Origin of the sequence: Solwaraspora sp. WMMB762, assembly GCF_049179115.1 — a bacterium.
Classification (GTDB): Bacteria; Actinomycetota; Actinomycetes; order Mycobacteriales; family Micromonosporaceae; genus Micromonospora_E.
Window position 1 is genome coordinate 1,407,098 of sequence record NZ_JBMHMD010000001.1, and the last position, 18,624, is coordinate 1,425,721.

The window sequence follows — 18,624 nt, forward strand, 5'->3', positions numbered from 1 at the left end:
TTGTGAACATACCGACCGGTATGTATGATACCCCGGTGGCCCCTACCCTCACCCCTCGGCACGACGGACGCCTCATCCGGGTGCGCTACGACAACGCGGCCCGCGGCAACTGCTTCGACGACACCGCGCTGCATGAACTCGTCCACGCGCTGGAGACCGCTGCGGCCATCGACAGTTGCGCGGTCGTCGAGCTCGAGATGGCCGGCCGGAACTTCTGCGGCGGCTGGGACACCACGGCGTTCACCGAGCTGGCCGGCAGTTCGCCGGAGACGGTGGCGGACGGCCTGCGCACCAGCGACGCCGCGCTGCGGCGGATCCGGCGACTCCCGGTGCCGGTGGTCGCCGCGGTACGGGGCCGGGTGATCGGCTTCGGCGCCGGCCTGCTCGACGCCGTACACCTGCCGATCGCCGCGACCAGCGCACGCCTGTCGCTACCCGAGGCCCGGTTCGGCTTCGCCCCCGCCGGAGTCGGCTACGCGATCGCCCGGGCGCTACCCCGTCCGCAGGCCTACCACCTGCTGACCGGGGCCACGACCGCGTCCGCCGACCAGATGCTCGTCTGGGGGCTGGTCGCCGAGGTCGTCGCCGACGACGACCTCGACCGCGCGACCGAAGCTCTTGTCGAGACGCTGCTCGCCGTACCCGGCCGCACGCTGCGAGCGGTGGTCGAGGTCGTCGAGTCGAGCCGGGCCACCGGCCGGCCCGATCATGCCTACGACATCTCGGCGCGCACCATCGTCGCCGGTGTCGCCGCGCGCGGGGCGGACCGATGAGCGGTCGGTTCCAGGCTGGCGAGGCCGTCTGGGTGGAGCTGGCCACCCCCGATCCGGACAAGGTCGAACCTTTCTACCGCGCGTTACTCGGCTGGACGGTGCGCGCCGAACGGCTCGGTGCCACCACCTACCGGATGTGTGGCATCGACGGACGCGACGTGGCCGGCATCTCCGACGCCGCAGCGCTGCACGCCGGTCGGCCCCGGGGCTGGATCGTCTACTTCGCGGTCGACGACATCAGCCGGTGCGCTTCCCGGGCGGTCGAGCTCGGCGGCGAGCTGGTCACCCCGCCGCGGTATCTGCCGGCCGCCGGCACCGGCGCCGTCGTCATCGACCCGTTCGGCGCCGCGTTCGGCCTCTACCAGGGCGAGTCACGCACCGGTGTGCAACTGCTCAACTCGGTCGGCGCACTGTGCTGGAACGAATTGAACACCGGGGAGCCCGCCACCTCGGTGAGCTACTACCGGTCCCTGTTCGGCTACACCACCCGGCGGACGATGGACACGCCCACCGCCCGCCCGTACACCCTGCTGATGCTCGGCGATGTCGCGGTCGCCGGTGTGCTGGCACTCGACAACGAATGGCCGAACCTCATTCCGGCGAAGTGGATCACCTACTTCGCCGTGGACTCTCTCGACGACGCGCTGCGGCGGGTCTGCGCGCTCGGCGGGACGCCGACCGTCGGCCCGGTCCGGAGCCCGTACGGACGCCTTCACCTGGTGAAGGATCCCGGCGGCCATTCACTTTGCCTCATCCAGCTCGACGGCGGCCTGCGCCCCGGGCACGATTCCTCCCCCAGGCGGTGACCCTCGTTGACAATCCTCCCCGCCCTAAAGGGACGGGGATTCCCTGGGTCGCCCCAGGGGGTTCCTGCTTCACCGACGACCGCCCCGTCCGAGAGGAGGACTCCCGGTGAGGTCTTACACCGCCTCCACAGGCAGTCACGGAGAGCCCCTCCGCGAGAATGTTCCGGGCCGCGTTGACGTCCCGGTCGTGGGCCTGCCCGCATCGGCAGGTCCACGACCGGACGGCCAACGGCATCCGCTCGGCCAGTACGCCACAGCCCGAGCACAGTCGGGTCGACGGGAACCAGCGGTCCACGACCACCAGGTCCCGGCCGTACCAGTCCGTTTTGTACCCCAGCATGGTGCGGAACCGCCGCCAGCCCGCGTCCGAGATGGCGCGGGCCAGACGGTGGTTGGCCATCATGGTGCCGACGGTCAGGTCCTCGATCACGATCGTTTGGGTTTCACGAACGAGCCGAGTGGTCAACTTGTGCAGGTGGTCGCGGCGGCGGTCGGCGATCCGGGCATGAACCCGGGCCACCGCCAACCGGGCCTTCGCCCGGTTCGCCGAACCTCTGGCCTTGCGTGCGAGGTTCCGCTGGGCCCGGGCCAGCCGATCGCGGTCGCGGCGTTCGTGCCTCGGGTTGGGGATCTTCTCCCCGGTGGACAGGGTGAACAGGCTGTCGAGGCCGGCGTCGACCCCCACCACAGCGGTGGACGCCGGGGCCGGCTCGATCCGGTCGTCGCAGAGCAGGGAGACGAACCAGCGGCCCGCCGCGTCCTGCGTCACGGTCACCGTCGACGGCGCCGCGCCCGGCGGGAGTGGCCGGGACCACACGATGTCCAACGGGTCGGTCATCTTGGCGAGGGTGAGGCGGCCGTCGCGCCACCGGAACGCGCTGGCGGTGTACTCCGCCGACCGCCGCGACCGCTTCCTCGACTTGAACGTCGGGTACCGGGCCCGTTTGGCCCAGAAGTTGGTGAACGCGGTCTGCAGGTGCCGCAGCGCCTGCTGCAGAGGGACGCAGGAGACGTCGTTGAGGAACGCCAGTTCGTCGGTCTTCTTCCACCCGGTCAGCATCGCCGAGGTGGCGTTGTAGGTGACCCGTTCCCGACGCAGGGTCCACGCCTCGCTGCGGGCGGCCAGCGCCATGTTGTAGACCAGCCGGACACAACCGAACGTCCGGGCGAGCTCGGCGGCCTGCCCGGGGGTGGGGTGGAAGCGGTACCTGAACGCCCGCTTCACGGTCCGCGACACAGTCCACAGTCTAACGATTCGGTCGTGAGCCGTGGGGTCGCGTGTGGGGTGGACGCCGATCCGCCCTGGCGGCGGATCGGCTTTCCCTGCCCTGCTCCGCAGGAGTTCCGTTTCCTCCCCGGCCTGAAGGCCGGAGTATCCACGGAAGGAATCCGATGACGGCCGAGCCACTGTTCGATTCGACGGAGTTCCGTCAGGTGTGTGGTCACTTCCCCACCGGTGTCACCGCGGTCACCGCGATCACCGCCCAGGGCGGCGTCGCCGCGCTGACCGTGAACTCGTTCACCTCGGTCTCACTGCAGCCGGCGAAGGTGTTGTTCTGCGTGACCAGTTCCTCGTCCAGCTTCCCGGCCCTGGTCGGATCCGACCGGATCGCCATCCACATCCTCAGCCGGGACCAGGAGGACGTGGCGCGCCGGTTCGCCACGTCCGGGCTGACCGGCGCGGAGAAACTCGCCGGGGTGTCCTGGCTGCCCGGCCCGGACGGGGTTCCGCTGCTGCCCGGCACACCGGCGGTGCTCGCCGGCCGACGTGACGAGGTGATCACCAGCGGCGACCATGTCATCTTCCTGCTCGACATCGACCACGTGCACCTGAAGCCGACGAACGTGCCGGCGCTGTCGTTCTACCGGGGGCGGTTCGTCAGTCCGTCGGCCACCGCGACCGAGTGAGCGGGGTGAGGACGTCGCGCCGTCGCCAACGCCGACGCGACTCAGCTGTAGTACCGGAACAGGATCTCGGCCACGCAGCAGGGCGTCGACCCGTCGGCGAACTCCACCGTCACCGAAGCCTTGGCCTGCACACCGTCCCCGGTACCGGGGACGGCGGTGATCGGCTGGGCCGACACCAGCGTCGCGGTGCCCTGGACCGGCACACCGGGCGGCAAGGGTCGGACGAACCGGACCCGGTCCAGCCCGTAGTTGACACCCATGGCGAAGGTCTGCACCTCGAGGATGTCCGCGAGCAGGCGCGGGACGAGCGCCAGGGTCAGGAATCCGTGCGCGACGGTGGTGCCGAACGGGCCGGTCCGCGCCCGCTCGACGTCGACGTGGATCCACTGGTGGTCCCCGGTGACGTCGGCGAACTGGTCGATCTGCCGCTGGGTCACCACCTGTGGTGCGCTGGCCCCCAGCTCCGTGCCGACCAGGTCGAGCAGGTCACCCGGGCTGCGCACGATCGTCCGTGATGCGGTTCGCATGGTCACTCCAGTTGGCGAACGGGCCATTGGCGGCCTTCTTCATTCCGACCGGATGGTATCATCAGCTTCCGGATGGCTGAGCAGGGAGGTTCCGTGGTGTTCGAGGCGTACCAGCTGCCCGAGGAGCACGCAGCAGTGCGGCAGGCCGTACGAGAGGTGTGCGATGACAAGGTCGCGCCGCACGCGGCGGCCGCCGACGAGAACGCCGAGTTCCCGCAGGCCTCCTACGACGCGCTGCGCGCCGCCGACTTCCACGCCCCGCACATCCCCGTCGAGTACGGCGGCGCCGGTGCGGACGCACTCGCCACCGCGATCGTCATCGAGGAGGTGGCGCGGGCATGTGCCACCTCCTCGCTGATCCCGGCCGGCAACAAGCTCGGGACCATGCCGCTGCTGCTCGCCGCCGGCGAGCACGTCAAGCAGCGGTATCTACCACCGGTCGCCCGGGGCGAGGCGATGTTCTCGTACTGCCTGTCCGAACCCGACGCCGGCAGCGACGCGGCCGGCATGCGGACCCGCGCCGAACGCGACGGCGACTCCTGGGTGCTCAACGGGGTCAAGCGCTGGATCACCAACGCCGGACTGAGCGAGTACTACACGGTCTTCGCCGTCACCGACCCGGCGGCACGCTCGCGCGGCATCTCCGCCTTCGTGGTGGAGAGGTCCGATCCCGGGGTCAGCTTCGGCGCACCGGAGCGCAAGCTCGGCATCAAAGGATCCCCGACCCGCGAGGTGTACCTCGACAACGTCCGCGTCCCGGCGGACCGGATCATCGGCGCGCCGGGAACCGGCTTCGCGACGGCGATGCGGACGCTGGACCACACCCGGGTCACCATCGCCGCTCAGGCCCTGGGCATCGCCCAGGGCGCGCTGGACTACGCCCTGGGTTACGTACGGCAACGACAGCAGTTCGGCCGGGCCATCGCCGACTTCCAGGGTGTCCAGTTCCTCCTCGCGGACATGGACATGACCCTGGAGGCGGCACGGCAGCTCACCTACGCGGCCGCCGGCAGGTCCGAGCGGGGCGAGCCGGACCTGACCTACTTCGGCGCGGCAGCCAAGTGCTTCGCTTCCGACGCGGCGATGAAGATCACCACCGACGCCGTCCAACTGCTCGGCGGCTACGGGTACACCCGTGACTTCCCGGTGGAACGGATGATGCGCGACGCCAAGATCACCCAGATCTACGAGGGCACCAACCAGGTGCAACGGGTCGTCATGGCCCGCCAGCTGCTCGCCGGCTGACCGGCCCCGCACGGTTCAGCGGAGACCATCGAGCACCATCGCACTGAACTGGCGCGCCACCTCGTCGATGCTGAGCGGACCGTCGACGTTGAGCCACTGGTACGCCCAGGCGCACATGCCCACCAGCCCGAAGGTGACGATCCGCGGGTCCATGTCCGCGCGGAAGACGCCACGGGCGATACCGTCGGAGACCATGCCGGCGAAGGCCGCCTCCACCGCGTCGCGCTTGCGCGTCACCTCGGCGAACATGTCTCCCGTGAGGTACCGCCGCTCCTGGTAGAAGATCGTCACGTGTGCCCGGTACTCGGCCACGCTGGTCAGGCTGAACCGGATGAGCTCCGCCACCCGTACCGTCGGGTCGTCGCTGCCGGACTCGATCTGCTGGATCGCGGCCAGTTGCGCCTCCAGGTACTCCTCCTGAATGTGCCGCAGCAGGTCGTCCTTGCTCTCGAAATGGTGGTAGAAGGCGCCCTTGGTCAGCCCGGCCTGGTCGGCGATCTCCTGTACCGACGTCCGGTCGAAACCCCGACGCCCGAACAGTTCCAGCGCGCTGGCGATCAACGACTTGCGGGTGTTCTCCGGGTCGTAGCCGTCGGCCCAGCGTTGCCTGCGCCGGGTCGCCGCCGGGCGGTTGGACGTCGCACGAGCCATCGGTGGCCTCCGCTTCCCGCTCCACTCGGAGCCCGACAATCCTACCGCCCGGTCGGAAGGTTCGCTGTCACCGCCCCTCCGGCAGCCGGGATTCGATGGTGGCGATGATCCGCGGGCGCAGTTCGGCGGCGCCGATGACGGCATCCACCGAGCCCACCTCCACGGCGCGCTGGATGTCGTGGATCCGGTCGAACTCGGTGGCCACCTCGCCCAGCTTCTCCGCCCGTACCGACGAGCGCAACTCGTCGAGCTCGGCGGCCAACGCGGCGCGATCGGTCCCGGCCGCCGCGGCCACCCGCGCCTCCAGGTCCCGGATTCGCGGGTCGCGCGCGGTACGGGCGTCCACGTCGCCGGAGAACACCACTGCGGCGGCGGGAGCGCCACCGAGCACCGAGGCGAACGAACCTTCCAGCGCGAGCACCGTCATGGCGGGGTTCAACGCCTTCGAGAAGACCACGAACGCGCCACCGTGGTACCGCGAGATCACACAGAACACGATCGGCCCACGGAAGTTCACGATCGCCCGGCCGATCTCGGCGCCGTACTCCAACTGCAGCTTGCGCATCGACTCTGGCGAGCCGTCGAAGCCCGACAGGTTGGCCAGTACCACCAGCGGCCGGTTGCCGCTGGCCGCGTTGATCGCCCGCGCCGCCTTCTTCGACGACTGCGGGAACAGCGTGCCGGCGGTGTAGGTGTCCGGACCGTCGGTGGGCGGGAAGCCACGCCGCGGCACCGTCCGCGACTCGATGCCGAGCAGGCAGACGGGGATGCCGCCGAGATGCACGTCCTGCACGACGGCGGTGTCCGCGTCGGCCATGCCCGCCCAGCGTTCCAGCACCGGGTGGTCCTGGTCGGCCAGCGCCCGCATCACGGTCCGGATGTCGAACGGCTTCTTGCGGTCCGGGTTGGCCTCGGCCGAGAAGATCTCACCGACAGTGGTGAAGTCGCTGCCGGCCACCGTGTGCGGGAAGGTGGAGACGTCGCGGTCGGTGGGGTCGGTGGTGGTCGCCCGCCGGGGCCCGGTTTCGCCCGGTACGACGTACGTGTGGTCGTAGTGGGCCAGCAGCACGTCCCGCGCGGCGGTCAGGCTCGGCGCCCAGTACTGCGCCTGCCCGTTCGGACCCATCACCCGGTCGTAGCCGCCGATGCCGAAGTTGTCCTCGGCGGACACCCCGCCGGAGAAGTCCAGCGACTGCTTGCCGGTGAGCACCATCGCCGAGTCCGGCGTCATCACCAGGATGCCCTTGGTGTGCATGAGCATCGTCGCCTCAGCGTTCCAGTACGGCTGGGCGCCGACGTTGATGCCCGCGACCACGATGTTGATCTCACCACCGGCCTGGGTGAACTCGACGATCCGTTTGAGCGCGGCGGCCACCCAGTCCATGTTCTCGGTGCCCGACTCCATGGAGATCCGGGCCCCGGCCGACAGCGCGTACCACTCCACCGGCACCCGCATCCGCTCGGCCAGGTCCAGGGCCGCGATGATCCGGCGGCACTCCGGCTCGGACAGGGCGCCGAGCGACTTCGTGGGATCGCCGAACAGCACGACCCGGGTGACACCCTCGGGGTGACGGGTGGTGGCCGTGCTGACCACACCGGCGACGATCGCCGCGCTGTTGCCCCCCTTCGGCCGGTCGACCGGCACCAACGCGTTGTCGGCGTCGAGGTCGTGCTCGACGAAGTCGCCGAGCCGGCCGGTCAGTTCGTACGGGTACACCGTGTTGCGGCTGCTCGCCCGCAGCACCTTCAGCCGGTAGTCGTCCAACGGCTCGACCGGCTCGACCGGCGGCTCGCCGACGACCAGTTCGGCGCCGCCGGTGGCGTCGAAGGCGATTCGTACCGCCATCTTCGTCAGCTCGCCGGTCACCCGGTCCCGTTGGCGCCCGATGAACAGGATCTCTTCCAGTCCGGCGCCCGCGGTCGTCGGGCGCATCCGCCCGGCGATCATCTCCATCTCCTGGCGGGTGAGGTCGTTCGGCGGCCAGACGTAGATCACGATCCGGTTGGTGGTGAAGCGGGTCTTCGACGGTCTGCGCGACTGGGCCCGGCGGATCGAGTCGAGGCAGGCCGCGACGGTGTCCTCGGTGGTCGGCAGCGACACCAGGCGTCCATCGTGGTCACGCAGCTGAGTCAGGTCGCGTACCTGCGCGAACGCGACGAGACGCTGGTCCGACGGGTTTTCCCGCGCGACGCACTGGAAAAGGTAGACCTCCTCGTCCAGCGAGGGCAGCCGGGTCAGGTCGAACTTGCGCAGCCGTTCCAGCTGCATGCGCTGCGCGATGTATGGGTGCAGGCCGCGGATCAGCCGTTCCTCGACCATTCCCCGGCTCGACGGGCGGAACGTGAAGTGGTGGTGCATCACCGCGCCGGCGCGGCCCGCGATGGTGGTGGTCACCCGGCGGACCTGCGGCGGCAGCGGGTGCGCGGCGACGACGTCGAGCAGCGCCGCCGCCATCGCGTCGAAGTCCTCCGGCTGGTTCTCCCAGGCGAGATACATATCGACGTCGATGGACTCCCGGCCACCGGCAAGCTCCGCGAGTCCGTCGAGGGCGGTGCCCAGGGCATCGATGGCCACGGCGGCGGTGACCACGCTCGAGTCCGCCCGCTCGGCGACCACGAAGGTGCAGCCGGCGACCTGGTGGGCGTGGACCGCGGTGAGCCCTTTGTTGCCGTAGTACCGGCGGGTCAGCACCTCCAGCATGACCGCGTTGTCGAGGTGGTCACGGACGATCCGCTGGCCGAGTAGCCGGACCAGCGGTTCGGTGCTGCGGACCATGTCGGCGATGCGTTCGGCGCGCTCCGGCGTGTCCGGATGGGCGTCCAGGTGACGCAGGTGCGCGCGGACCCGGGCGTAGACGGTGGCCCGGTTGCGGCGCAGCAACGGCTGGGCGAACCAGGCGAACACCACGCCTCGGGCAAGGTCGGCGATTACCGGGAAGCGGACCTGCGTGGCGGCGACCAGTCGCTCCAGGGCGAGACCGGCGGGCTCGTGCAACGACTGGCCGGGCGGCGGCTCCCGCAGCCACGCGCGCAGCAGTGTGGCGACGACCGTGGCGTCGGCGGCGGCACGCTGCAGTGCGAGGAAGATCCGGAAAACAGCGGCTTCGAGATCGGCGGAGCGCTCCAGATCGGTGACGCCGTAGTGGCTGAGCGCCTTGGCGAGCTTGGTCTGGAAGGCGTCCGGCAGGCCGGCCCGTTCGACGTCGAGGCTCTGCAGGTAGGTGTGGAAGTACTCGCGGTCGCTGTGGACGTGCCCGTCACCGCCGTCGGCATCGGTCGGCCGGTTGCGGCTCAGCTCGGCGAGGTCGGCGAAGACCTCGATGAGATCGATCTCAGCGGCCAACGGCCGGTCGCCGTCCTCGGCGGCGGCCCGGCGCGCGACGAGATAGTCGTCGAGGACGCGGCGGTCGTCGTGCGGGTCGACGTCGAAGCCGAGGAGCAGTCCGCGCAGACCCTCCTGACCCCGACGGCACCGTTCGGCCGGTGGGAGCGCCCCGGATGCGGCGGGCATGTCCAGCTCGACGGGCGCGGCCGGCCCGGTCTCCGTACCGGCTGCCGCGTCGTCCGCGACCGGCTCCAACCGCAGCAGCGGTGCACCCGCCTCGACCTGGTTTCCGACCGACACGGCGGATTCCTTCAGCCGGGCCTTGAACGGTGCCCGCAGCACCGTCTCCATCTTCATGGCCTCGAGTACCAGCACCGGTGTGCCCGCCTCGACCTCGGCACCGACCGGCACCGGGGTGGCGACGACCAGGGCGGGCATCGGTGCGCGGAGCACGCCGCCCTCGTCGCGGCTGACCCGGTGAGTCACCCCGTCGACCTCGATCAGGTGCACCGGCCCGTGCGTTCCGGTGACCAGGCGGTGCCGGCTGCCGTTGACGACGATCTGCCCGGTGTGCCGGTCGAAACGGTCCAGCTCGACGTCGGCGCTGTGCACGAGGTCTGCCACCTCGATGCCGACGCGGAACCGGTACGCGCCGGTGCGCGCCACCCGTACCCGGTAGCCGACGCTGCGCAGCTTGAGGTCCACCGGTCGGCCGCTGGCGTGCTGCACCTGTGGACGTCCGCCGGACGCGGTGGCCAGCAGTCGCTGCCGTTCGACGCGCTCGTCGGCTTCGTAGCCCTCGATCGCGGCAGCGGCGAGGGCGACGGCGACGTGCCGGTGCGCGACGAGCCGGCCTTCACCGCGGACCCGGTCGATCCACCCGGTGTCCGCGCTGGCGTCGATCACCTCGGGCTGATCGAGCAGGTCGATCACGAAGCTCTTGTTCGTCGCACCGCCCTCGATGATCACGGTGGTGTTCGCCATCGCCCGGCGCAGCCGGCCGAGCGCCTCGTCACGGTCCCGTCCGTACGCGATGATCTTGGCGATCATGGAGTCGAAGGCGGCGGGAATGGTGTCGCCCTCGCTGACCCCGGTGTCCACCCGGATCCCGGGCCCGGCGGGCAGGTCCAGCCGGGCGATCCGACCCGGCGAGGGCGCGAAGTCGCGGTCCGGGTCCTCGGCGTTGAGCCGGGCCTCGACGGCGTGCCCACGCTCCACCGGCGGGTCGCCCTCCAGCCGCCCGCCCGACGCCACGTGCAGCTGCGCCTTGACCAGGTCGAATCCGGTGGTGGACTCGGTGATCGGGTGCTCCACCTGCAGCCGGGTGTTGACCTCGAGGAACGCGAACATGCGGTCACCGGGGTGGTAGAGGAACTCGACGGTCGCCGCGCCCCGGTAGCCGACCGCGACGGCGAGCCGTTCGGCCGACGCCTTGAGGTCGGCGACCTGCGCCGGGCTGAGCACCGGCGACGCCGACTCCTCGATCACCTTCTGGTTGCGCCGCTGCACCGAACAGTCCCGTACGCCGAGTGCCCAGGCGGTGCCCTGACCGTCGGCGATCACCTGGACCTCCACGTGCCGGGCACCGGTGACCAGCCGTTCCAGGAACACGACGCCGCTACCGAACGCGCGGGCGGCTTCCTGACTGGTGCGCTCGTACGCGTCGACGAGCTCGGCCTCGTTGGTGATCACCCGGATGCCGCGCCCGCCGCCACCGGCGGTCGCCTTCAACATCAGCGGGTAGCCGATGCCGCCCGCCGCCGCCACGGCGGCCTCCAGGGTCTCGACCGCGCCCCGGCTCCACGGGGCGACCGGCACGCCGACCTCCTCGGCGATCAGCTTCGCGCCGATCTTGTCGCCGAGCTGCCGCATCGCGTGCGCGCTCGGTCCGACGAAGGTGACGCCGGTCTTCTCGCACAGCTCCGCGAACGCCGGGGACTCGGCGACGAAACCCCAGCCGACCCACGCCGCGTCGGCGCCGGTCGCCACCAGGGCGCGTTCCAGGACCGTCAGATCGAGGTACGGCCGGGCGGACGCCGGCCCGAGGTCGTAGGCGATGTCCGCCTCACGGACGAACGTCGCGGTACGGTCGACGTCGGTGTACAGGGCGACGGTCTCGATCCGCGCCCCGGTTTCGGCAGCCAGCTCCCGGACGGCGTGGATGAGCCGCATCGCGGCCTCACCACGGTTGACGATGGCAATGCGGCTGAACACCCGATCGGCCCTCCGGTACGCCTACGATCCACGCGTCGCTGATGCGACTCCGACAGGATCACCTTTACGCCTGCCGGCCGGAAACACCATAGGGCGTCCGACAAAGTAATGACCATGTCACTCAATGCGGTTGCGCCACCGGTGGGGGCCGGACGTCTCGCCGGGACCTCAGGCCAACGTGCTCGGCGCGGCGGTAGGTGCCGGCGCGGTGGGTCCGACCTGGGCGGATGCCGGTGCTGCGGCGACTCCGTCCGGGGTGGCTGCGGCCGCCGGTGCCGCAGCGTCCCCATTCGGAGTGGCTGCGGCGGCCGTCGCCGCTGAGGCGGCCGGGACGTCCGCGCCGTGCGGCGGATGGTGGGGACGGCACGACGCGCGGACCACCAGCTCGGTCGGCAGCCGGATGTGGGTGTCCCGCTCGACACCGGCGATCAGGTCGACGAGCAGACCCAACGCCTCCGCCCCCATCCGCTGCAGTGGCTGCATGATCGTGGTCAGCGGCGGCTCGACCGACGCCGACTCCGGGATGTTGTCGAACCCGATCACCGACAGGTCGTCGGGCACCGTCAGACCCATCTCCTGAGCGACGTTCAAGGTGGAGATCGCCGACAGGTCGTTGCCCGCGAAGATGGCGCTCGGTCGGTCCGGCAGGGCCAGCAGTTCGGCTGCGGCGCCGGCGGCGCTCTCGATGCGGAACCCACCGACCCGCACCAGGGTCTCGTCCACCGGGACGCCGGCGTCGGCCATTGCCTGACGGAAGCCCGCTTCGCGCAGCCGCGCCGACTCCAGGTCGGTCCGGCCGGTGATGTGCCCGATCCGGCGGTGGCCGAGGGAGAGCAGATAGTTGGTCGCCAGGATGGCGCCGGCGAAGTTGTCGGAGTCGACGGTCGGCAGGCCGGACGGACCGGTGTGCGGGTCGACCGCCACCACGTGGAAACCCTGCTTGGTCTCCACCACGGTCGGCGTGACGATCACGGCACCGTCGATGAGCGTGCCGGAGAGCCGGGCCAGCGACCGGCGTTCCCAGCCGACGGCCGTGCCGGCCCCGTCCCCGCCGGAGTAGGCCAGCAGTTGGTAGCCGGTGCCGGCGACCTGCTTGGAGGCGCCCTTGAGCAGCTCGGTGGAGAAGGGTTCGAACTCGGCCACCAGGATCCCCAGCACGTTGGTGCGATGGCTGCGCAGGCTCTGCGCGCCCAGACTCGCCTCGTACCCCAGCTGGTGGATGACCTGCTGCACCCGCTCGACCGTCGCCTGCGCGACGCCGTAGCGACCGTTGACGACCTTCGATACCGTCGCCACGGAGACGCCGGCCGCCCGGGCCACGTCCGACATCTTCACACGCTGCGAGAACTCCACGTCGACGATGATAGGGGTCCGGCGGCGGCCCGTCACCGCCGAGTCGAAAACGTTATCGATACCGATTGACACCGCGTTACGCGGCTGTAAAACTCCCCGACAGGCCAAGCACCCGACTGACCAGTCGAGGAGATCACGATGGCAATACCGCGCCGCGCAGGCGCCGTCCTAGCGCTCTTTCTGACCAGCTCCCTGCTCGCCACCGGATGCAGCGGCGGTGACGACAACACCGAGCCCGCCGGCGAGCTGTACGAGAACCCGGTGACCCTGACCTGGTGGCACAACGCCTCCCAGGACGGACCCGGCAAGGAGTACTGGGAGAAGGTCGCCAACGACTTCTCCGCGCTCCACCCGACCGTCACGATCGAGATCGAGGCGATCGAGACCAACCAGCTACAGCGCACCCGGCTGCCCGCCGCCCTGCTGAGCAACGACCCGCCGGACATCTTCCAGGCCTGGGGCGGCGGCGAGCTGCGCGAGCAGGCCGAGGCCGACTACCTCAAGGACATCACCGACCAGGTGCAGGCCGAGGTCGAGAACATCGGCTCCTCGGTGGAGATCTGGCAGGCCGACGGCCGACAGTACGGCCTGCCGTACCGGATGGGCATCGAGGGCATCTGGTACAACAAGGACCTGTTCGACCAGGCCGGCATCGACGCTCCCCCGGCCACCTTCGACGAGCTCAACGACGCGGTCACCAAGCTCAAGGCGATCGACGTCATCCCGATCGCGCTCGGTGCCGGCGACAAGTGGCCGGCCGCGCACTGGTGGTACAACTTCGCCCTGCGCGCCTGCTCGGTGGAGACCCTCCGGTCGGCCACGACGGAGCTGAACTTCGACGACCCGTGCTGGGTGAAGGCCGGCGAGGACCTGCAGGCCTTCATCGCCACCGAGCCGTTCCAGGACAACTTCATCGCCACCCCGGGTCAGAACGACCCGACCAGCGCCAACGGACTGCTCGCCAACGGACAGGCCGCCATGGAGCTGATGGGCGACTGGAACCGGGGCACGCTGGACACGGTCGCCTCCGACCCGGAGGCGCTCGCCGAGTTCATCGGCTGGTTCCCCGTTCCGGCGATCGCCGGCTCCGCCGGTGACCCGGCCGCGGCCCTCGGTGGCGGTGACGGCTTCGCCTGCGCCAAGAACGCTCCGGCGGAGTGCGTCGAGTTCCTCAAGTACATCGTCAGCCCCGAGGTGCAGACGGGTTACGCCGAGACCGGCACCGGTCTGCCCGTGGCCCCGGAGGCGGCGGCGGCCGTGACCGACCCCGCGCTCCAGTCGATCCTGCAGGCCACGACCGACGCCAGCTACGTCCAGCTCTGGTTGGACACGGCCTTCGGCAGCACCGTCGGCAGCGCGATGAACGACGCGATCGTCGCGATCTTCGCCGGTAACGGCTCGCCCGAGGACGTCGTCACGGCAATGAAGTCGGCCGCAAGCAAGTGACCACGATCAGCCGAAACCCGAGCCCCGCCGGCGGCGCCACCGCGCCCCCGGCGGGGGTCCGGCGTGCCGGGCGCCGTTCGTCCCGCGCGGCCGAGACCCGACGCAAGTGGTACGAGATCATCGGACTGACCACCCCGGCCGTGATCGTCTACGTGATCTTCGTGCTGGTCCCGATGGGCTTCGCGTTCTACTACAGCCTGTTCCGGTGGCGTGGGGTCGGCCCGCCCACCGACTTCGTGGGCCTGAACAACTACGTGCTCGCCTTCCAGGACCCGATCTTCCGCGACGCGCTGCGCAACAATGCGTTCATCGTGATCGGATCGCTGGTGGTGCAGGGTCCCATCGCCCTGGGCATCGCGCTGCTGCTGAACCGGCCGTTCCGCGGCCGTACGGTGTTCCGCCTGCTGGTCTTCGTGCCCTACGTACTGGCCGAGGTCACCGCCGGCATCATGTGGAAGCTGCTGCTGACCGACGGCGGCACCGCGGACGCGCTGCTGCGATCGGTGGGGCTGGGCGCCCTGGTACGGCCCTGGCTCGCCGACCTCGACCTGGTGATCTGGACCCTGCTGTTCGTCCTCACCTGGAAGTACGTCGGCTTCGCGATCATCCTGCTGCTCGCCGGTCTGTCCAACGTGCCGACCGAGTTGACGGAGGCGGCCGAGATCGACGGGGCTGGCTGGTGGCAGATCCAACGCCACATCACCCTGCCGTTGCTGGGGCCGACGATCCGGATCTGGATGTTCCTGTCGATGATCGGTTCGCTGCAGGTCTTCGACGTGATCTGGGTGACCTCGGTGCCCGCGGTCCGGTCGTTGGGCGCCTCGGCCACGATGGCGACCTACATGGTGGACAATGGCTTCTTCGCCCGGCTGTGGGGCTACGGCAACGCGATCGCCGTGATCCTGTTCGCGATTTCGTTCGTCGCGGCGCTGTTGTTCCAGCGCTTCCTCCTCCGCCGGGACATCGAGGGCGCAGTGACCGGAAGGAGGAACTGACCGTGACCGCAGTCGCCGCTCCCCGCGCCAAGCGCCGCCGGGATTCATCGTGGGGCAGTCCGCTCACCTACGCGTTGGCTCTCGCGGTGGCCGGGGTGTCGATCGTTCCGGTGATCTACGTGATCATCGGTGGCTTCCGTACCACTCCGCAGATCATCGCCGACCCGGCCGCGCTACCCGATCCATGGGTGGTCGACAACTACGTCCGGGTGATGACCGAGAGCGACTTCTGGCTGCAGACCGTCAACAGTGCGATCGTCGCCTTCGGCACGACGCTCGGCGTCGTGACGCTGGGACTCTGCGCCGCGTTCGTGCTGGCGCGGTACACCTTCCGTGGGCGGGAGGTCCTCTACACCTTCTTCACCCTCGGTCTGCTCTTCCCGGCCGGGGCGGCGATCCTGCCGCTCTACCTGATGCTGCGCGACATGAACCTGATCAACTCGTACTTCGCGGTGATCCTGCCGCAGATCGCCTTCGCGCTGCCGCTCACGATCGTGATCCTGCGTCCGTTCCTGACCGCCGTGCCCCGCGAGTTGGAGGACGCGGCGGCCATCGACGGTACGGGGCGGCTCGGCTTCCTGTGGCGCATCATGCTGCCGCTGTCGCGTCCCGCGCTGGTCACCGTCGGGATCCTGGCGTTCGTGACGAGCTGGAACGCGTTCCTGCTGCCGCTGCTCGTCCTCGGTGACGCCGACCAGCACACCCTGCCGCTGGGCGTGCAGAACTTCTCCAGTCAGTACACTTCGGACACCGCCGGAATTCTCGCCTTCACCTCGATGGCGATGCTGCCGGCGCTGCTCTTCTTCACGATCGCCGAGAAGCAGATCGTCGGAGGTCTGCAGGGTGCCGTCAAGGGCTGACCGGCCCCGGCACGTACAACGGCCGTGCCCGCGACGACGTGGCACGCGCACGACACGGAAAGGCACAGCATGACTGAGGTCCGCGCGACGGTGGACGGGGGCGAGCCGGTGCAGACCGGTCCGCACCACGACCGGCCGGAGCGGCCCGACCGGCGGAACGTACCCGACGGCGAGGCCCGCGTCCGGGACCTGCTGGACCGGATGACGGTCCAGGAAAAGGTCGCGCAGCTGGTCGGTTTCTGGGAGAAGGAGGACGGTGAGTCGGTCGCCCCGATGCAGGGTGAGTTCGGCGCGGCCGCCCGGCTCGAGGACTTCTCCCGGCACGGGCTCGGCCACGTCACCCGGGCGTACGGCACCCGCCCCGTCGACCCGGCGGCGCGTGCGGCCTGGCTGTGGAAGTTCCAGTCCGAGCTGGTGACGGGGACCCGGCTCGGCATTCCGGCGATCGTCCACGAGGAGTGCCTGACCGGCCTCTCCGCGTGGCAGGCGGCGACCTTCCCGACACCGCTGGCGTGGGGAGCCGCCTTCGATCCCGACCTGGTCGCCGAGATGGCGGCGGCGATCGGCTCGTCGATGCGGACCCTCGGCGTGCACCAGGGCCTCGCACCGGTGCTCGACGTGATCCGCGACCCCCGTTGGGGCCGGGTCGAGGAGTGCATCTCCGAGGATCCGTACCTGGTCGGCACGATAGGCACCGCGTACATCCGGGGTCTGCAGTCACAGGGGGTGCACGCCACCCTGAAGCATTTCGTCGGCTACTCCGCATCGCGGGCCGGGCGCAACTTCGCTCCGGTACACGCCGGTCCACGGGAGGTCGCCGACGTGCTGCTGCCCCCGTTCGAGATGGCGCTGCTCGACGGTGGCGCCCGCTCGGTCATGCACTCGTACGCCGAGATCGACGGGGTGCCGGTCGCCGCCGACCCGGCCATGCTCACCGGGGTGCTGCGGGACCGGTGGGGGTTCGACGGTGTGGTGGTGGCCGACTACTTCGGGGTGGCGTTCCTCAAGCTGCTGCACCACGTCGCGGGTGACCACACCGAGGCGGCGGTCCAGGCGCTGACCGCCGGCGTCGACCTCGAACTGCCGACCGGCGACGCCTATCTGATGCTGCCGGAGGCGGTCCGATCCGGCCAGGTCGACGAGGCGCTGCTCGACCGGGCCGTGCTGCGGGTGCTGCGCCAGAAGCAGGAGCTGGGGCTGCTCGACGCCACCTTCAGCGAGGATCCGCCCCGGGAGATCGACCTCGACTCGCCCGAGCACCGGGCGATCGCCAGTCGACTCGCGGAGCGGTCCGTCGTTCTGATCTCCAACCAGGACGTCCTGCCGCTGCCGGCGGGTCGCCGACTGGCGGTGATCGGGCCGAACGCCGACCTGGCCAGTGCCCTGTTCGGGTGCTACTCGTTCGTCAACCACGTACTGCCGCAGCATCCTGGCGTGGCGGCCGGGATCGAGGTGCCGACGGTGCTCGACGCGGTACGGGCCGAGTTCGGCGCCGAACTGGTCAGCTGGGCGCACGGCTGCGACGTCGACGACACCGACCGGTCCGGCTTCGCGCCGGCCGTCGCCGCCGCTACCGCCGCCGACGTCGCCGTACTGGTCGTCGGAGACCGGGCCGGGCTGTTCGGCCGCGGCACGGTCGGCGAGGGCTGCGACACCGACGACCTGGAACTGCCCGGGGTGCAGCGCGACCTGGTCGAGGCCGTGCTGGCCACCGGCACCCCGGTGGTCCTGGTGCTGCTCACCGGGCGGCCGTACGCGATCGGTTGGGCACTGGACCGGTGCGCCGCGGTGGTGCAGGCGTTCTTCCCCGGGGAGGAGGGCGCGGCGGCGGTCGCCGGGGTGCTCTCCGGGCGGGTCAACCCGTCCGGCCGGCTGCCGGTCAGCCTGCCCCGATCGGCGGGGGCGCAGCCGTACTCGTACCTGCACCCGGCGCTCGGTGAGGGCAACGAGGTGACCAACCTGTCGGTGACCCCACCGGCGGTGTTCGGCCACGGGCTGTCCTACACCACGTTCGCCTACTCGGAGCTGACCGTGCCGGCGACGGCGCCCACCGACGGGGCGCTGGTGGTGGCGGTACAGGTGACGAACACCGGGGCGGTCGCCGGCGACGAGGTGGTCCAGCTCTACGGCCACGACGTGGTGGCCTCGGTGACCCGGCCGGTGGCGCAGCTGCTCGGCTACCGCAGGGTCCATCTCGAACCGGGTCGGACGGTCACGGTCGAGCTGACCGTGCCCACCGCCCGGCTGGCGTTCGCCGACCGCACCCTGACCCGGGTGGTCGAGCCCGGTGAGGTCGAGATCTGGGTGGGCACCAGCGCACAGCGGTTGGCGCAGGGGCGGATCGACCTGGTCGGGCCGACCGTGCCGGTCACCAACGCGTCGCCCCGGTGGACGGCCTCCGAGGTGCGCTGACCATCCATCTGTCGGTGAGCTGGGCTTCCACTGGGTGAAAGCGGGGGTCCCGGGTGCGTGGGCCATCCGGGACCATACGACCGTCCGGCCGTCGTGAGCCAGGGAGGTC

13 protein-coding genes are annotated in these 18,624 nt (G+C 70.4%); 8 read left to right on the top strand and 5 right to left on the bottom strand.

The window, feature by feature from the left end; all coding sequences use genetic code 11:
* The first annotated feature begins 35 nt into the window (after positions 1–35).
* On the top strand, positions 36–773 hold the full coding sequence (locus tag ACN27J_RS06370) for an enoyl-CoA hydratase/isomerase family protein (RefSeq protein ID WP_421364457.1): 738 nt from the start codon (positions 36–38) through the stop codon (positions 771–773).
* Positions 770–1,579, top strand: a complete 810-nt coding sequence (locus ACN27J_RS06375) for a VOC family protein (protein WP_421364458.1) — start codon at positions 770–772, stop codon at positions 1,577–1,579. Before ACN27J_RS06370 ends, ACN27J_RS06375 begins: the two co-directional genes overlap by 4 nt.
* On the opposite strand, the gene ACN27J_RS06380 is transcribed toward ACN27J_RS06375, so the two are convergent.
* Positions 1,524–2,816: an RNA-guided endonuclease InsQ/TnpB family protein gene (locus ACN27J_RS06380; protein WP_421364460.1), complete on the bottom strand. Its 1,293-nt coding sequence runs from the start codon at positions 2,814–2,816 to the stop codon at positions 1,524–1,526. The two genes, ACN27J_RS06375 and ACN27J_RS06380, sit on opposite strands and share 56 nt — an antisense overlap.
* Before the next feature lie 155 nt (positions 2,817–2,971).
* Here ACN27J_RS06380 and ACN27J_RS06385 point away from each other — a divergent pair, with 155 nt between their 5' ends.
* Positions 2,972–3,487, top strand: coding sequence for a flavin reductase family protein (locus ACN27J_RS06385; RefSeq protein WP_421364462.1), 516 nt, complete (start codon positions 2,972–2,974; stop codon positions 3,485–3,487).
* 41 nt (positions 3,488–3,528) lie between these two features.
* Here the strand turns inward: ACN27J_RS06385 and ACN27J_RS06390 are convergent, their stop codons facing one another.
* On the bottom strand, positions 3,529–4,014 hold the full coding sequence (locus ACN27J_RS06390; RefSeq protein ID WP_421364464.1) for a MaoC family dehydratase: 486 nt from the start codon (positions 4,012–4,014) through the stop codon (positions 3,529–3,531).
* A 72-nt stretch (positions 4,015–4,086) separates the two neighbouring features.
* On the opposite strand from ACN27J_RS06390, the gene ACN27J_RS06395 reads away from it, so the two are divergent.
* The gene (locus tag ACN27J_RS06395) at positions 4,087–5,259 is read left to right on the top strand and encodes an acyl-CoA dehydrogenase family protein (protein ID WP_421364466.1); all 1,173 of its coding nucleotides are present in this window, start codon (positions 4,087–4,089) and stop codon (positions 5,257–5,259) included.
* A gap of 15 nt (positions 5,260–5,274) precedes the next feature.
* Here ACN27J_RS06395 and ACN27J_RS06400 read toward each other — a convergent pair whose 3' ends face one another.
* From ACN27J_RS06400 to ACN27J_RS06410, 3 genes are all read right to left on the bottom strand, one after another.
* A complete protein-coding gene (locus ACN27J_RS06400) occupies positions 5,275–5,910 on the bottom strand; it encodes a TetR family transcriptional regulator (protein WP_421364468.1) in 636 nt (211 codons plus the stop codon).
* 67 nt (positions 5,911–5,977) lie between these two features.
* Positions 5,978–11,449, bottom strand: a complete 5,472-nt coding sequence (locus tag ACN27J_RS06405; RefSeq protein ID WP_421364470.1) for a carboxyl transferase domain-containing protein — start codon at positions 11,447–11,449, stop codon at positions 5,978–5,980.
* A gap of 168 nt (positions 11,450–11,617) precedes the next feature.
* Positions 11,618–12,802, bottom strand: a complete 1,185-nt coding sequence (locus tag ACN27J_RS06410; protein WP_421364472.1) for a LacI family DNA-binding transcriptional regulator — start codon at positions 12,800–12,802, stop codon at positions 11,618–11,620.
* A gap of 138 nt (positions 12,803–12,940) precedes the next feature.
* Here ACN27J_RS06410 and ACN27J_RS06415 point away from each other — a divergent pair, with 138 nt between their 5' ends.
* The 4 genes from ACN27J_RS06415 to ACN27J_RS06430 all read left to right on the top strand — a co-directional run bounded on the left by ACN27J_RS06415 (position 12,941) and on the right by ACN27J_RS06430 (position 18,515).
* Complete coding sequence (locus ACN27J_RS06415) at positions 12,941–14,248, top strand: ABC transporter substrate-binding protein (RefSeq protein ID WP_421364474.1); 1,308 nt, start codon at positions 12,941–12,943, stop codon at positions 14,246–14,248.
* The gene (locus ACN27J_RS06420) at positions 14,245–15,243 is read left to right on the top strand and encodes a carbohydrate ABC transporter permease (protein ID WP_278169518.1); all 999 of its coding nucleotides are present in this window, start codon (positions 14,245–14,247) and stop codon (positions 15,241–15,243) included. Before ACN27J_RS06415 ends, ACN27J_RS06420 begins: the two co-directional genes overlap by 4 nt.
* Before the next feature lie 2 nt (positions 15,244–15,245).
* Positions 15,246–16,103, top strand: a complete 858-nt coding sequence (locus ACN27J_RS06425) for a carbohydrate ABC transporter permease (protein ID WP_278169519.1) — start codon at positions 15,246–15,248, stop codon at positions 16,101–16,103.
* 69 nt (positions 16,104–16,172) lie between these two features.
* The gene (locus ACN27J_RS06430; protein ID WP_421364476.1) at positions 16,173–18,515 is read left to right on the top strand and encodes a glycoside hydrolase family 3 N-terminal domain-containing protein; all 2,343 of its coding nucleotides are present in this window, start codon (positions 16,173–16,175) and stop codon (positions 18,513–18,515) included.
* Positions 18,516–18,624 lie beyond the last annotated feature (109 nt).

Coding starts and splice junctions, on each gene's coding strand:
- ACN27J_RS06375 (WP_421364458.1), top strand. CDS start 770: ATGAGCGGTCGGTTCCAGGCTGGCGAGGCCGTCTGGGTGGAGCTGGCC.
- ACN27J_RS06385 (WP_421364462.1), top strand. CDS start 2,972: ATGACGGCCGAGCCACTGTTCGATTCGACGGAGTTCCGTCAGGTGTGT.
- ACN27J_RS06390 (WP_421364464.1), bottom strand. CDS start 4,014: ATGCGAACCGCATCACGGACGATCGTGCGCAGCCCGGGTGACCTGCTC.
- ACN27J_RS06395 (WP_421364466.1), top strand. CDS start 4,087: ATGGCTGAGCAGGGAGGTTCCGTGGTGTTCGAGGCGTACCAGCTGCCC.
- ACN27J_RS06400 (WP_421364468.1), bottom strand. CDS start 5,910: ATGGCTCGTGCGACGTCCAACCGCCCGGCGGCGACCCGGCGCAGGCAA.
- ACN27J_RS06415 (WP_421364474.1), top strand. CDS start 12,941: ATGGCAATACCGCGCCGCGCAGGCGCCGTCCTAGCGCTCTTTCTGACC.
- ACN27J_RS06430 (WP_421364476.1), top strand. CDS start 16,173: ATGACTGAGGTCCGCGCGACGGTGGACGGGGGCGAGCCGGTGCAGACC.